The 14,896-nt window shown below is 60.8% G+C and carries 14 protein-coding genes and 2 pseudogenes; 7 read left to right on the top strand and 9 right to left on the bottom strand.

Features of this window, described 5'->3' with window-relative positions; translation table 11 throughout:
• Positions 1-200 precede the first annotated feature (200 nt).
• Complete coding sequence (locus HHL24_RS28645; protein ID WP_230417614.1) at positions 201-1,112, bottom strand: SMP-30/gluconolactonase/LRE family protein; 912 nt, start codon at positions 1,110-1,112, stop codon at positions 201-203.
• A 43-nt stretch (positions 1,113-1,155) separates the two neighbouring features.
• On the opposite strand from HHL24_RS28645, the pseudogene HHL24_RS44170 reads away from it, so the two are divergent.
• Positions 1,156-1,488: pseudogene (locus HHL24_RS44170) on the top strand (MFS transporter); the annotation flags it as partial.
• A 268-nt stretch (positions 1,489-1,756) separates the two neighbouring features.
• Here HHL24_RS44170 and HHL24_RS28635 read toward each other — a convergent pair.
• A complete protein-coding gene (locus HHL24_RS28635; protein WP_169488709.1) occupies positions 1,757-2,713 on the bottom strand; it encodes an alpha/beta fold hydrolase in 957 nt (318 codons plus the stop codon).
• A 110-nt stretch (positions 2,714-2,823) separates the two neighbouring features.
• Positions 2,824-3,084, bottom strand: a complete 261-nt coding sequence (locus HHL24_RS28630; RefSeq protein WP_169488708.1) for a hypothetical protein — start codon at positions 3,082-3,084, stop codon at positions 2,824-2,826.
• 343 nt (positions 3,085-3,427) lie between these two features.
• On the opposite strand from HHL24_RS28630, the gene HHL24_RS28625 reads away from it, so the two are divergent.
• On the top strand, positions 3,428-4,561 hold the full coding sequence (locus tag HHL24_RS28625) for an FAD-dependent monooxygenase (RefSeq protein ID WP_206003059.1): 1,134 nt from the start codon (positions 3,428-3,430) through the stop codon (positions 4,559-4,561).
• Positions 4,562-4,726: 165 nt separating this feature from the next.
• Here the strand turns inward: HHL24_RS28625 and HHL24_RS28620 are convergent, their stop codons facing one another.
• The 3 genes from HHL24_RS28620 to HHL24_RS28610 form a co-directional block, all read right to left on the bottom strand.
• The gene (locus HHL24_RS28620) at positions 4,727-4,912 is read right to left on the bottom strand and encodes a hypothetical protein (RefSeq protein WP_169488707.1); all 186 of its coding nucleotides are present in this window, start codon (positions 4,910-4,912) and stop codon (positions 4,727-4,729) included.
• A 471-nt stretch (positions 4,913-5,383) separates the two neighbouring features.
• Positions 5,384-5,887: a universal stress protein gene (locus HHL24_RS28615; RefSeq protein ID WP_169488706.1), complete on the bottom strand. Its 504-nt coding sequence runs from the start codon at positions 5,885-5,887 to the stop codon at positions 5,384-5,386.
• 134 nt (positions 5,888-6,021) lie between these two features.
• On the bottom strand, positions 6,022-6,540 hold the full coding sequence (locus HHL24_RS28610) for a glycine zipper domain-containing protein (protein WP_169488765.1): 519 nt from the start codon (positions 6,538-6,540) through the stop codon (positions 6,022-6,024).
• A 910-nt stretch (positions 6,541-7,450) separates the two neighbouring features.
• On the opposite strand from HHL24_RS28610, the gene HHL24_RS28605 reads away from it, so the two are divergent.
• Both HHL24_RS28605 and HHL24_RS28600 read left to right on the top strand, forming a co-directional pair.
• On the top strand, positions 7,451-7,738 hold the full coding sequence (locus tag HHL24_RS28605) for a hypothetical protein (RefSeq protein ID WP_230417611.1): 288 nt from the start codon (positions 7,451-7,453) through the stop codon (positions 7,736-7,738).
• A gap of 95 nt (positions 7,739-7,833) precedes the next feature.
• Positions 7,834-8,115 (top strand): annotated as a pseudogene (locus HHL24_RS28600) (SET domain-containing protein); the annotation flags it as partial.
• Here the strand turns inward: HHL24_RS28600 and HHL24_RS28595 are convergent.
• The 3 genes from HHL24_RS28595 to HHL24_RS28585 form a co-directional block, all read right to left on the bottom strand.
• Positions 8,102-9,529, bottom strand: a complete 1,428-nt coding sequence (locus HHL24_RS28595) for an MFS transporter (RefSeq protein WP_230417610.1) — start codon at positions 9,527-9,529, stop codon at positions 8,102-8,104. The pseudogene HHL24_RS28600 and the gene HHL24_RS28595 overlap by 14 nt on opposite strands.
• Before the next feature lie 188 nt (positions 9,530-9,717).
• Positions 9,718-10,542, bottom strand: a complete 825-nt coding sequence (gene aroE, locus HHL24_RS28590; protein ID WP_230417609.1) for a shikimate dehydrogenase — start codon at positions 10,540-10,542, stop codon at positions 9,718-9,720.
• A 34-nt stretch (positions 10,543-10,576) separates the two neighbouring features.
• A complete protein-coding gene (locus HHL24_RS28585) occupies positions 10,577-11,767 on the bottom strand; it encodes a YncE family protein (protein WP_169488704.1) in 1,191 nt (396 codons plus the stop codon).
• Positions 11,768-11,968: 201 nt separating this feature from the next.
• On the opposite strand from HHL24_RS28585, the gene HHL24_RS28580 reads away from it, so the two are divergent.
• The 3 genes from HHL24_RS28580 (at position 11,969) to HHL24_RS28570 (ending at position 14,885) form a co-directional block, all read left to right on the top strand.
• Positions 11,969-12,862: a LysR family transcriptional regulator gene (locus HHL24_RS28580; protein ID WP_169488703.1), complete on the top strand. Its 894-nt coding sequence runs from the start codon at positions 11,969-11,971 to the stop codon at positions 12,860-12,862.
• Between the two features lie 54 nt (positions 12,863-12,916).
• The gene (locus HHL24_RS28575) at positions 12,917-13,105 is read left to right on the top strand and encodes a hypothetical protein (RefSeq protein ID WP_206003057.1); all 189 of its coding nucleotides are present in this window, start codon (positions 12,917-12,919) and stop codon (positions 13,103-13,105) included.
• Positions 13,106-14,210: 1,105 nt separating this feature from the next.
• Positions 14,211-14,885 carry a hypothetical protein gene (locus HHL24_RS28570; protein ID WP_169488702.1) on the top strand — a complete coding sequence of 225 codons (675 nt, stop codon included), beginning with the start codon at positions 14,211-14,213 and terminating at the stop codon, positions 14,883-14,885.
• The last annotated feature ends 11 nt before the right edge of the window (positions 14,886-14,896 follow it).

Raw genomic sequence — 14,896 nt, 5'->3', positions numbered from 1 at the left:
CGAACCATACTGGAAGTTAGAGTGGGCACGTCAGATTCGGAGCCCCGATCCGGCTCGGCGGATAGAACTCGCGCTCCTCCGCTACAGACTGGTTGCCTCGTCGAAGACCCCGAAGGTTTGTCCGCAACGGTGGGACGAGAGAATGCGAGAATGCGCGAGTCGAAGGCGGTGGGGCTGAATTCGGCGTATACCGTTGCTTTTCAGCCCGCAAAAATGGTCTCGGGTATTCCGCGTACACCAGGGATCTGAACGGCAAAGAGCGAGCCTGAAAGCGGGGCGCTCTTGAGCACATCTTGTGCGAACCGCACGCGCGCGCTCGTGACATACAGGATGTCGAGGTTGGGACCGCCGAGGCAGCAGCTGGTCGGACGCGGCACCGGTATTCGGACACGCGTCATCTCCCGGCCTTCCGGGTCGAAGCGAGCGATGCACCACTCGTCCCACATGGCGACCCACAGGCAGCCTTCCGCATCGACCGTGAGACCGTCGGGCGAGCCTGCCGACGCGTCGAACGAGATCAGCGGCCGGCGATTGTTGATCGTGCCGTTGATGAAGTCGAAGTCGTACTGGAACACGAGCTTACGGTGCGAATCGGTGAAATACATGCGCGTATTGTCCGGGCTCCAGCCGAGACCGTTCGCCACCGTGAAGCCGGTGTCCATCTTGATCCATGAGCCGTCGGGGTCGACCTTGAACAGGTTGCCGCGGTTGGGCGCCGCGCCCATGTCCATCGTGCCGACCCACAGGCGGCCCATGCGGTCGCATTTGCCGTCGTTGTAGCGATTGCCGGGCCGATCAGCCTCGGGGTGGGACAGCCGCGTCAGCGTGCCGCTGTCATCTATCGTCATCAGGCCGTTGGGCGTCGCGATCAGCAGTCCGCCGGTTGCCTTCGGAATGACGAGGCTGACCATCGAGCCGAGCTTCGTTTCGGTATCTTTACCCGTCGCCACGTCGAAGCGATGAATCGCGGGAGTCAGGATGTCGACCCAGTAGAGCGCCTCGTCACGTGGCGACCAGAGCGGACCTTCGCCCAGCAGCGACGGAATCTGGCTGACGCAGCGGACCTCGGCGTTCGACTGCGTTTCCGGTTGTCCCTTCGCCGAGATCGACATCGAGCGGCCACCTGCGTTGTGTGAAATCTTGCGTGCGGCGCCGATGACGGTCGCCATCATCGTGTGCAACTACGTCAGCGCGGACTGGCTCGTCGTGGCGATCATGGCACTGGCTTTCTTCGGCAAGGGCTTCGGCGCGCTCGGATAGGCGGTCATCGCCGATACCTCACCGGTGAACGCGGCAGGACTGAATGCGTCGGTGTTCAATACTTTTAGCAGCCTCGCGGGTATCACCACGCCGATTACCATCGGCTTCCTGGTCCAGACGATGCACTCGTTCAATGGCGCGCTCATATTCGTCGGCGCTCACGCACTGCTCGCGATTGTCAGCTACGCGTTCGTCGTCGGCACGATCAGGCGCGTCGATCCGGTTTAGCGTGCACGAGCAGATCAAGCGTTCGGCGGACTGCATCCTTATCGTCTGCGACCGTATTGCTTTCAACCCTTAATCCGGAACGTCGAGGGTCTTGGCTGGTCGGTGATGTCGGTGATGTCGGAGAATCGGTGATCGACATGCGCGGCACCAGTCGGTTAGCTTGCCCGTGCCCGTCAGTAGCGCCTTGCGTCGGGGGAGAGCTGCAGTCGGGCTGGCTGCCCACCAGGATCGTGTCGTCGCCGGTTTTCGCGGCTTCAATTGCAGCACATCAGTGACGCGCAAATGAATCGATCGCACGCGCCAGCGCGACCGGGTATTGATACATCATCGCGTGTCCTGCGTGCTTAACCAGCAGAAGATGGGCATGGGGCAATAAGCGTGTGAGCGCTGCGGCGTTCTCTTTGGCGACGATGGCATCGTCGGTGCCCGAGAGCACTAGCGTATCGATATGCACCGAGCGCAGCGCGTCAGCGGCTGTATCGTCCGTTTCCCAAGCTTTCAGCGAGGCAGATTGACCATCCGTGGCCGCGCCGGAAATGGCGGGCGACTGGTAGTCGGACGGCTTGAACATATCTTTGACGAAACACCGCTCGGCGCCTTGCACGCTCGGTGCCGGGAACAGAACGGCCATGATGTCGTTGAACGTGATGCCAGGCTTACCCGACAGTTGCATCAGGATGTCCGCGGGCGCCGGGATGCCGGTTCGGCCTGGCGCCAAAGCGCTCATCAATACCATCTTGCCGATCGCCTGAGGCTTGTCGATCGCGAGTTGCTGCACGATCGAGCCGCCCATCGACCATCCGACCACCGTCGCGTGCTTCAACGCCAGCGTGTCGATCAATGCGGCGGTATCGCTTGCCATGTCGTCGATCGTGAAGCTCGACGCATTGGGCATTGAACGTCCGATACCGCGGTTGTCGAAGACGATGACGTCATGATGTTTCACGAGTTCGGCGAGGAACGTTGCGTCCCATTCGGACATCGTCGCGCGATATCCGGTGACGAGCAGAAGCGGGCTGCCATGACCGAACCGGTAATAGGCGAGTGGGCCGCGCTGAGTGTCCGCGATCTGTTCGCGATGACCTGCATAGATCGAGGACGTCGCGGGTGGCGCTACGCACGCCGCTTCATGCGGATAGCTCTCGGTTCGCGCGTGAGCGATGGTCGATAGTGCGGCACACGCCAAGGTAATCGCGAGTGCTGCGGATCTTAGCGGCGTATTCATGGGGATGCCCTTGACTCGATGATCGTCGACGTAACACGTCAAGTGTATTGATCGACTATGAGCGTCGAATGAGGAAGACAGCGGTCAGCTTGGGTACCGGGGAAGCCATGTTAGTGACGGACGTAAATCGACTTCAACCCCAGGTCAGTGGCGGGATTGAATTCAGTGTCTGAAAGTGTGCCCGCGAGCGTGCCGGCATAGTCGTTCGCCGGGTTGGTGTGGACCTGCGCCGGCGCGGAAACCGGACCGACATTCGCATACGCGATCGTCTCAACCTGGGTCTCGTCGACCTGCACGATCGATTGCGCGAACGCCTCAGCGGGCAAGACGACCATAGCGGCAAGTAGTGTGGAGCGAAAAAGGGCGTTCATGAAGATTCTCCTGCGAGACGCTAAGCTTCGATCAGGGTCGGGGGACGCTGCGACCCATAAAACTATGGTAAGCGCGAAGAACTAGGTCAGAGTGAGCATGCACGCTCATGCCACCAACACTTTTACGGCACCCAGCACGTCCCCGATCCCGCGAATGGAGACGCGAAATGGCCGACCCGATTCTCATCGTCATCGACGGGGTGCATCTTCTAATGCTCACCTAGTAGACGCGACAGACACGCTATAGCGAGAGCTCGCTTTAATTGCCAAGGCCATCGAACGCGAGTTTCAAAACACGAGCTCAGCGTATAGTATTCCTGCATTAAAGATAACGACGGTGCTGATGATGAACGGAAACGTATTGATTTCCGGTGCAGGCGTCACTGGTCTGGCGCTGGCATACTGGCTGGACCGCGCGGGGTTTGCCACGACGCTGATCGAGCAGGCCCCGGCATTTCGCCGGGGCGGCCAAGCCGTCGACATTCGGGGCGTCGCGCTCAAGGTCGTCGAGGAGATGGGATTGCTCGAGGACGCCCGTGCGTTGCGAACGCGCCTGAAGGGTATGTCGATGCTTGATGCCGACGGCAACGAGACACAACGCACCGAAGAACGTACTTTCAGTGCAGGCCGGCTCGACAGCGACGACATCGAAATTTTCCGCGATGACCTGTGCGAGCTTCTGATGGGCGCGATGAGCGAACGCGTCGAATTCGCCTACGGCGACAGCATTCGCGCGATCGATGATCAAGGCGACGGCGTGGCGGCGACGTTCGCGAGCGGCGTGAACCGGAAATTCGATCTCCTGATCGGCGCCGACGGCATCTACTCGAATGTCCGCAAGCAGTGTTTCAACGATGAATCCACGTTTGTTCACCCATTGGGCGTAGTTCTCGCCCTTTTTTCGACGCCGAACCTGATCAATCTGATCGATTGGCAACTTGGCCACCGGGAGGAGGGCATCGGCTACGTGATCTATCCAAGCCACGACAAGAGCGAACTCCGGATTGGCGTTGGCTTCGCGGCTCCGGGATCTGCGATGTCCCGCAGCGATACGGAGGCGCAAAAGCAGCTTGTGGCCTGGCAGTGCGCTCACCTGAAGGGCGAATTTCCCCGCTTCATCAACGCAATGAAGACGACCGATCAGTTCTATTACAACGAGCTCGCGCAGATCCGCATGCCGTCATGGTCTAAAGGCCGTGTTGTGCTTGCCGGCGACGCAGCGCACTGCGCATCCCCCTTCTCGGGCCAAGGCACGAGCCTCGGGCTCGTCGGTGCTTTCGTACTCACTTGCGAACTGATTCGGCAATGGGACGATCCGGCGCAGGCGTTTGCTGCATACGAACAGCGTATGCGGCCGTATGTGGATCTGAATCAGGCTCTCGTCGATCTCACTCGTGAGGGCCCGACGCCGGATCACTTGCTGACCGAAGCCAAGAACGGTGTTGACCTGAGCGACTTGCTGAAAAAGGCGGTATAGCCTTTGGAGGCCGGATGCTTCACCCACACTGCAATCATCCCGCGCAACGTACTAGTGACTGGCAAATGCGCGGCCACGCGAGCCGGACAGTCAGTATCAACACCGGCACAGCGTTACCCGATGCGCGCGTCGTCTTCCAAGCCGCTTGCCGCCACGCGCCTGACCTCAGATGGCTGTCACCATCGCAAGCATTAAGTAGGGAATCATTTCTTCATAAGTTGCCGGCTGGTCAGCGGACTTCTTTTCATCGCCGGCGTCGAGTGCTGCCGATTGCGTCGTCATTTCACTGGCGGGAACCTGGCCAGCGCCGTTGGCGGTTGAACGTGCGGGTTGGTTGAAGAGCGAGAACATGATGGGCTTCCTTTCGGTTAAGTGATGCGAATTGTCGATTCGCATAACCTATGTTCGCCGAAGGAAATGAGGGGAAAATTAGCGCAGGTCGATGCGCGATCCAACCTGATTCTGCGGTGTGTGCCTACTTGGAGCAGGCAAGTGGGTGCCCCCATGCGCGAATCTTTGCAAGGCGGCGGGCTGCCAGGCAGCGGCGGCATTGAAAGCCGGCCAGCTTTGTGCCGCCGCCGAAAAAACAGAATAGCGGTCTTTCAGAGCGAATCGCTCGTCTCTGCCTTGGGTTTCTGTCGCTTTCTGGCGGCTTGCCCGGCCTTTAGCTTGAGACCAGCGTCATGAATGAGCTGCATGTGCTCAATCGCGGCATCCACGAGTTCTTCGGTATTGCGTATACGTTCGGTGGACGCGGCCAACGCTTTCAGTCGGCCGTGAGGAGACGCTCAGCGGCCGGCCCTTGCGAAGATGCATCGATTTTCAGATGCGGACGGTAGACGCATCAGCCCAACGTGCACCGGCACAATGCGCCGACCTCGGGTTGATCCGCTCGCCCGCGACCTGGATTGGCGTGCCGGAACAGCGTACGACCTCCGATGCCACGTCTTCACTTAACCAGCGCCACGGGGACGAACTCCGTTCGCCGAGAAGAATCAGGTCAGCACCTGTCTCGTCGGCAACAATAGCGATCGCGCGACCAACCGTCATCCCGGACGCCGGCAGCGTAACCATGCGGACTTCCGCTGTACGCGCTTGATTGTCCAGCACATTCCTGACATGCGTGGCCACTTTGCGTCCATGTTCCGTCATTGCCTCGACGATCAGGCCAAAGTTACAGTCGGCGACGCCCAGATAACAGGGCGTTGGGTCGACTACATGGAGTGCGACAATATGTGCGTCGTACTTTCGCGCGGCTTCAATGGCAGACGTCAGGACGGTGTCGGTGGAACTGGCACTGACTGCAACGAGAATCTTCGTGAACATTCTGAGTACCTCATAGACGGGTAACTAAGCCACGACAGCGGGCTTTCGCTGTTCGTGATCCCTAGCCGCATCATCACGCGGCAGAGCAAGAAGAAAATGAACTGGGAAAATCGATAAGACCCGTAGCCGAAGCGTCACGGGTAGCCGTAAGCCACGGCGCTCGGTGCGTACGCGAGCGGAACCGTCGAATAGACGGCTGGTTGAGAAATACTGTTGCCCTTTGAGGCCATGCATTGCGCGTAGGCTGCGTTGTACTGCGCCTGCAGACCGGCCGAGGTGGCTTGCGCACCGTTTGTACCGACGGCACCGCCAAACAGCAGACCCACGCCCGCACCGATCGCTGCACCGACGCCCGCGTCTCCCGCCGCGGCGCCGAGCAGCGCGCCAGCCGCCGCTCCGCCCACGGTTCCGATCGCACTGCTGCCGACGCCGTCCGGTATTTCGCTGTGAGCCGGTGCGGCGCGATTGTCCGAGCGGAAGGCGTAGTCCCTGCATGCGTAGTCTTCCTGCTGGAAAACGCCTATCGGTTTGCCACTTGGCGGCAATGCGACGACAGACGGGCCAGTCGGCGGAATGACCGCGCAGCCGGTGAGCGCAATGGCGAGCAAGCCTAGGGGCAAGGCTATGCGTGTGATCCTTAGGAGCGTCATGATGTTCGTGTCCTCCGATTCGATGAGGCCATCATGAACACGCACAGTTAGCGCTGAATTAGCTTGAGGCTACGCAGGGCGGCCTGCGGCCGATGCATTTGGCGTCGTCATGGGCTAGCCAGCCGCCGTTTTCCCGGCGTACCTCTATGAAGTCGAGCTGACGCTAATTGAAATCTAATTCAAGGCCAGTACATTGAACTCTCGAACCATTCACAACCGTTGCGGAGAGTACATGATGCTAGACCTGTTTCAGCGAGCCAACTTGATCGATGCTACGAGCCGCGGAATTAGCGAGATCAATCGAACCATACAAAGGTTGAAGAATTTCTCGCGCTCGCAGCAGTAGTTGTAACCCTCAGCGCAGTCGCACCTGCACACGCCGACGATCATCAACATCATCGCGTGTGTCACAAAGTGAAGGTACACGGCCACTGGCAAAACCGCTGCCATTAACCGGTTTCGCCTGATCCGCCCCGCTTCGCGCGGGGCTTTTCGTTCCTGCCTGCGTCAAGGCCTGCGGTGTAACCAGTCGCGTATAGGGTGTGTGTCCAGCCAGCGAAGTTGCTGATTCCTGTGATGTTCGCGTCTGTAGTGCTCCGCAACCAGGATGGCAGCCACGATCAGGACGATCACCCCAAACAACATCCCCGAAATTGACTCGCCCATGGCCGTCTCCTTGCTTGTCGCGATCATGCCTGTATTTTAGGTCATGGCGACAAGCGGGACGGTGAATATCCGGGCCGCTGAACAGCGTGCCAACGCTCGCCAAACTACCCAATACGACTCGCGAGATGGTTATTGGAGAATTGCCACCAGCTATCCCCGATAGTTGGCATACCGCGAAAAGTGGCCTACAGTATTTATCAGACATAAAGCAATAGATCGTGGGCCAAAAGCAGATACGGGGGCGCACATGGGTATGTTCTTTGACCAGGACATCGCGCATATTGCACGCGTGATGGTGCCGTCACTGGTAGGAGACCTCGGCGGGCCAATCCTGCCAGCGGAATACTGGCGCGGGCGGCTTCACAAGCTTCTGGATGCGACTCACCTCACGCGCGGCCAACTCTGTGCGCTGGATAGTCTGCTGCTTCAACTGGACGACTTCGAAGCCAAGGGCCGGCCGGCGGCAGCGGGAAGCACCTGCCCGTTTCGCTCGAAATCTCGACTACATCGAACGCCGCAACGGAACATTTCCTGACCCGGTCCCTCCGGATTTCCACTGGCGTTCGCATAAGAAGAAGCCGCAGGACTGAACTGCGGACAAGGATCGTCGTCAGGCCGGTGTGCACATTGATGCCGCTCGCAGCGGGCGAACGCGTGCTCGAATACAAAGCTGAAGTCACGGCCTGGCGGGAAGCAGTGCGCCGGCATCGGCGCGAAGGTGTCGCCGGACATACGTTTCTCTTTGGCCTGTCGGATGGACGGGTGATCGACGGCAGTCGCGGCGGCAATAGCGCGCGATGGCTGAACCACGCGTGTGCACCTAACTGCGAGACCCTCGAAGACGCTGGGCGCATCTTTATCCACACGCTAAGGCCAATTGGGGCAGGCGAAGAACTCTTTATCGAACACCTTTCATTGGCGAGTCGGCTGCGTCATGCAGATCATCGAGATCACGCCCGCGTGTTTCCGGTATGAAGTAAGTCGTCACCACGCCAATCAAGCTGAGAATCGCGACGTAACTGGCAAGCGGAATCCACGCCAGAATCGTCCCCTCATGTCCGCCCCAGTGCACCGTCGCCCAGGCGATGATGGATGCGCCGATGAGCGGCGCCACTCCGCCCGCGATGACGGCCGAGACTTCGCGTCCCACCGCCACGCCGGCATAGCGATGCTGCGCGCCAAAAAGCTCCGGCAGCAGCGCGCCCTGCGTCGCGAACATTCCCCAGACGCCGGCCAACGCGACGCACAACATCACAACGCTGGCGGTGGCGTTGCCCAGGCTCAGCACCCACCAGGTCGGATAGGCAAGCAGCAATTGATAGAAAGCGAAGGCGCGATAGACGGGGATTCGCCCGAACCTGTCGCTCGCCATGCCGGCGAGCGGAATGATGATCGCCCCCGAGGCGCCGGCGAGCAGCAGGGCGACCGGGCCGATCTGGCCTTTGAGGCCGGTCGCCGTCGCGATATAGCTGATAGCGAGCGACTGATAGATCGACGAGCCCCCGTTCTCGGCCATGCGCATGCCGATGACCTTGAGAAGTGTCGGCTTCGAATGCTGCATGAGGTGCTTCAACGGATTGTCGTTGACCTCGCTGCGCGCTTCGAGTTTGGCAAACGATGGCGACTCCTTGAGCTTCAGCCGGATCCAGATTGCCACCGCAATGATGACAGCGCTCAGCAGGAACGGCACACGCCACAGCCAGCTTTGCGAAAGGTCCTCGACGCGGACCAGCGCGAAGTAGATCGCAGCCGCCATCACTGTGCCAAGCAACACACCCATGAACGGCAACGCAGCGAAGTAGCCGCGACGTTTGGCCGGCGCGTACTCGGCCATCAATACGGCAGCGCCTGCCTGTTCCGCGCCGGCGCCCAATCCCTGCAGCAAGCGGCATCCTACGAGCAGTATCGGAGCCCAGATGCCCGCGGACGCATAGGTGGGCAAAACGCCGATGAGCGTGCTTGCGATGCCCATCAGCAGGATCGTCGCCATCAGGACGAACCTGCGGCCATAACGGTCGCCGAGCGTGCCGAAGATGATGCCGCCCACCGGCCGGATGGCGAAGCCCAGAAAGTACGCGCCGAAGCTTGCAATCAGTCCGATGGCCGGCGTGCTGGACGGAAAGAAGAGCGGCCCGAAGATCAGCGCCGACGCGAGGTTGTACAGCGCGAAGTCATAATATTCGAGCGCGCTGCCGAGCGACGCCGCCCATGCGGCGCGATACAGGTCGGCGTTCGTGACTTCGTGCCTGCCGGCACCGGCGCGCACGCCGGCGGCATGACCCGTGTCGCGCGGGTCTGTCGCAACGGTTTGCTGATGTTTCATCATGTCTCCTTCAATAGGGATGCCATTCTGGTCACTCATGACCCGAACGGTCCGCTCCTGTTTGCTGCAGGCGAGCACGACTTGTCGCCATTCATCGCCAGCTTTGCATCGGCGATTCCGCTCTCGTCTTGCGCGAGGTGCCGGGTCGCGCGAGCGATACGCGCTTTCATCTGGACGGAACCCGCGGCGCGCTAGCCCACGCGTGCAATCTCGTCGAGCAAGGCCGCGCTCATCGTATCGAGCGGCGCAGGCTTGCCGGTGTACAGTTCGATCTGGCCGCAGAATTGATGCAGCAGCATCCGCGTTCCGTCGACGACGCGGCATCCAAGCTCAGCGGCGTTGCGAATCAGCTTGGTTCGCACGGGGATAAACGCCGCGTCCATCACGAACAGATGCGGCGCAAGTTGTTCGGGCTTCAGCGGATTGACGTCAGGCGCGCGGAAGCCGGCGGCCGTCGCATTGACCACGCCGTCGAACTTGTCCGCATCGAAATCATTCAGGTCGCCGCCGAAAGCAAGACCGAAGTGGCGGGCCAGCTCTTCTCCACGCGACGCGGTGCGGTTGAATACGGTGACTTCCGCGCCGGCGCGTTGTACGCCCCAGGCGATCGCGCGTGCCGCGCCGCCCGCGCCGAGCAGGGCGATGCGGCGGCCCGTTAGCGGCGTCACTTCCTCGAGCGCGCGCACCGCGCCCGTGCAGTCGGTGTTGTAGCCGGTCAGATGGCCGTCGCGGTTATCGATCGTGTTCACGGCGCCGATTTCGCGCGCCGTTTCGTCGAGTGCGTCGAGGTAGGGAATGACGGCCTGCTTGTGCGGCATCGTCACGTTCAATCCGCGAATGCCGAGCGTGCGCATTGCGTTTATCGCGCCGGCGGCATCCTCCACACCGAAGCTCACGAATGTGTAGTCGACGCCTAGCGCCCGATAAGCCGCGTTGTGCACCTTGACGTTGAACGTGAACGGCTGGCCGGCGAGCGAGCCGCATAACGTCGGAATCGAGTGAGGCATGAAGCGCATGTGCTGTTTCCCTGTTGTATTCAGTCGACGATGGTCAGCGCGGGGTCGTACGAAGCGACGAAGGCCCGCCCGTCAGCGCGATCCGCTGCCCGGTGTCCTGCAGATGGCCGCCGTTCACCGCAAACATGGCGAGCTGCTTCTCGACGTTGAACTGCACGATCAGATACTTGCTGTCGGCGGTAAAGACGATGCCTTGCGCAGCTTCTCCACCCGGCGCCTCGGACATCTTCACGGCCTGGCCGTTGCGGATCGCGAAAAGAAGAACCTTGCCGCGCGCATGGCGTCCGGGGTTGTCCGGCGTGAGGTTCGAGCCGTCCATGGCCTGTACGCCGATCCACTTGCCATCGGGCGAGATCGCCACGCCCTCGGGCAACGACGGCACCGTGATGTGTTGAACCGCGCGGAACGGCTCGTGCGACACGTCGATGAGGGTGATGGTGTCGGCGTCGCCCGCGAGCTTGCCCACGTAGGCGGGCAGGCCGGCGAGGCCAACGTCGCTCACGACGGCCCATTTGCCGTCGCTCGATACGTCGACGGTATAGGGCGCCACGCCGCTCGACAGGCGCACGCCGCTATCGGTGACGTGGCCGTCCGCGATGTTCAGCACGGCGACGCCTTGCTCGTCGCGCAGTGCAACCAGCGCATGCTTTGCGTCGTGCGTGAAGCTCACGCCGGCCAGACGCTTCTGGCCGATCTTCAGCGTATCCACCAGCGTCACGCGGTTTCCGTCGATGCCGAGCACTGCCACGCTGCCGTCGACGCACGCGACGAGCGCAAGCTTTCCGCTGCGGTCGATGGCGATGCCCTGCGGATGGCTGCCGACCTCGAGCCGGCTGACGGCGGGTGGCGACGCCTGCAGATCGACCACCTGGACAAAGGAATCCATCAGCAGCTTGCCGGCCGTCCGGTCGTAGCGGGTGGGCGCACCGACCAGCGCCACGGCGGCGTCCGGCGTGACTGCAACCGCCTGCGGCGGTCCCTGGATGCCGTTCTCCACCTCCGCCTGAACCTTGACCTGAGGCGGAAAGCGGCTGGCGTCGAGGAGCGTGAGCGTGTCTGGTTGAGCATTCGCCGGGTACGTATCGCGTCCCTCGACGCGCTGATACTTGCCGTCGTTGCCCGACACGATCCAGTCCGCGGCGTGCGATGCGCATGCCGCGAGTGCGATTGTCAAACCGGCGAGCGTCTGTGCGCCGCGCATCCGGCTCGCGATGAATGAATGCATGTCGATGTCTCCGATCTCGTGTTTTTTGGTGTATTGCCGTGGTGGACGGCTTCTCTCAGACTGCGCCGCGCATCCGATGATGCACCCCGGTTGCCTCGAATGCCCACAAGTTCAACGCAAGTGCCGCAAACGTGCCAATAGTCTTTCGTGACGTTGTTATCATGATTCGTGATGACAAGCGACCGCCTGCGGAGAGACACCATGGAATTGAAGCACCTGCGCGCATTCGTGGCACTTGCTGAAGAGCTGCATTTCGGCCGCGCGGCGCAGCGCCTATGTATCGTGCAGCCTGCGCTGAGCATGCAGATCAAGGCACTGGAAGAGGAGTTGGAGGTGCGGCTCTTCGAGCGTGACCGGCATAAAGTCGCGTTGAGCGACACCGGGCGGCTCTTTCTGCCCGAAGCGCGCGCCACGCTTCATCAGGCGATGCGAGCGGAGCAGACCGCGAGGCTTTCCGCGCGCGGGGAGATCGGCGTGCTGCGCATTGCGTTCGTGTCGTCGGTCCTGCCGAAGCTGCTGCCCGATCTGATCCGCAGCATGCACGCGCGCTATCCGCTCATCACGCTGGAGTTGAAGGACCTGCCGACGCCGGACCAGATCGCGGCCCTGCATGACAACAAGCTCGACTTTGGCTTGATACGCATGCCCGTGAGCGGCTCGGGACTCGAAACGCGCGTCGTGCTCGAAGAATCGTTTGTGGTGGCGGTGCCTGAAGATCACGCGCTAGCCGCAAAGCCCCTGATTCATCCGACCGATCTGAGTGGCTCGCCCGCTTTCGTGCTCTCGCGGCGATACGCGCCCGGCTTCTATGACGAGATGCTCGTCGCGCTGACACAGCAGGGCGCGGTGCTCGACATCGCTCAGGAACTGGGTGAATTCCCGACCATGCTGGCGCTGGTGGCGGCGGGACTCGGCATCGGCGTTATTCCAGCCGAGGCGGCGCTGGCTTTGCCGCCCAAGGTCGTGGCGCGTCCGCTCGATCTTCCTGGTCACCGTACCGGTATCGGTCTTGCTTACACGCGGCTCGATAGCCCGACAAAACGTGCGCTCTTCGAAGTGATGGCGCATAGCGCCAGCGATGCACGGGAGAACTGAGGTTCGACGAACGCTGCGTTTGCGATTCAGCTTGCTAAGTTGGAAAATCGCTTCGTGGCTAACCTGCGTCTCATTACCTCGGCGGTATCGCTTGACCACGACGAGTCTCTGATCGTGCACGTCGGCAAGGCGGGACGGGGCGGATCGGAGTGCTATCCGGACGTGTTCCGGGAGTATGGTCATCTGCGTCTGTCGATCGGTCTCGAAGACCCAGCCGATCTGATCGCACTTCATCGCGGCTAAGCGTCGGCCCAACACCTGAGGCAGGCACCGTCAATAGTTTGATGGGCCGAAGCAGCCGAGCGGAGTAACCGGTCGATCGGCTGGTGACACCAGTGTTAACTGGAGCGTCGGAGGGTTGATCCGGTGCGTCTGCACGTTTTAGGAAGTCGGTGTGTCGTATATCAGGACTGCTCTGCTGTTCCGGAAACATTGCACTGACCCGAACACACTGCGGCAATCTTTGCTGCACCAAGTGCAGCAATCGCGGCGATGGCGCGGTGTAACTTAAAAGCTGCCGCTCGTCCAGTTGATGGGCTTGCGGCGCGATCAGCATTTCCCTCAGGCGTGCCTGGCGCCATGCGAAGTCCGCTAGATTGTGTCCTCCCACGCGCAGAGTCAGAGGCGCGCGATGCGCCATCACGTAGTGGCGCGGACCGCCACGAAAGTCCTGAAAACGCGCCCCCGCTGACGACAGCGGTTTCGTGTCAAAAGGCACAATATCCGCCCGCTTCAGAAACGCCGCATGCACGATGATCTCCGCCATGGCGTCCGTCCGGCCGCGGGCATGGACCGGCGCAGCGTTGAGATCGAAGGGGATTGCGTGGGTGAAGGGCGCTGCATGTCCACCATGAACAGCGCCGGTGATCTCACGTGCCATTCCGGATGCCTCCGTCGGGGATAAGACTGCCATGCGTCATGCTACTACTATTCACGGCTCTGTCACGTTTAGTTGTTGATGGCACAAAAGCGCGGATGACGCGGAATTGATCAGTAAGCGTGCGGATTTTGGGCAAGCTCGGTGTGGGCGCGGCGATTCCGCCGCCTTTCCTCCGGTCAGCTTGCTGCGCCAACAGCGCGTGTTGAAAATCACGCGTCACCGTTCGTCTTATATAGGTACGGGCGCGTCCGCGAGACCGTCTTTCGAGCGAGGATCAACCCCATGCTCTCGTGGTCGCCACCGCACGACACGATCACGAGTCGGAGGAATCGGACATCCCGCAAGCGAATTCTCGTGCTACGGGGGTGGTTGCACAAGCGTGTGAAAAATCCAATCGCTAGATCTCGATCATCGGTGTCGTTTTTATGGCTGGGTCCCCGCCATACGATAGAAGCTCAGGAGATCGCATTGAAGAGGATGACTGCCGGCCTGCTCGCTGTTGTTTTTTCATTTACTTACACGGCTGCTATCGCCGAGCGACCGGATAGTGACGAATCGCTGCAAAATACCCACCGCAATTCCGTCGTCGGGGATTTTTTTACGCCGGTGCAGTGGACTGCGGACGCGCGCTCTGGCTTCTCCGTTCGAAGGGTACAGTTGCCGGACAACAGTCGCGCCATTGCACGGACGTCGCTTTGCTCGGCGGACGAAACTGTGTACTTCAATTGCGCGGTCAAGAACGGCGAAAAGGTTGTTTCTCTTTGTGGCACGAAAGGACTCAGCCGCAACGAGGGATACCTGCAGTACAGGTTCGGCAGGCCCGGTCATATCGATCTGGAATATCCCAAGGCACGCGAGGACACGCGACGCGCGTTTTTCTACGCTCACTACTTTCGAGCGCTCGTGGACCTTTCAGAAATCAGCTTCACGATCGACAAATACCGGTATTCGATCTTTGATCATGTCGACTCTGAGTCAAAACCTTCAAAACGCGAAGCCGGTGTACAAGTCACAACAGCCGATGACGGTTCAACTACGACGCTCGTTTGTCGCGGCGCACCCACCTCCCGCCTGGCGGCGCTGGCGAATGTTCTTCCTTGCGACAAAGAAAGCGGATTGAACATAAGCGGATGCTCACAGTAGACGAGGTTGCA

The organism is Paraburkholderia polaris (assembly GCF_012927345.1).
Lineage (GTDB): Bacteria > Pseudomonadota > Gammaproteobacteria > Burkholderiales > Burkholderiaceae > Paraburkholderia > Paraburkholderia polaris.
Note: the sequence above shows the minus strand (reverse complement) of the source record. Positions and strands in the feature narration are given on the sequence as shown.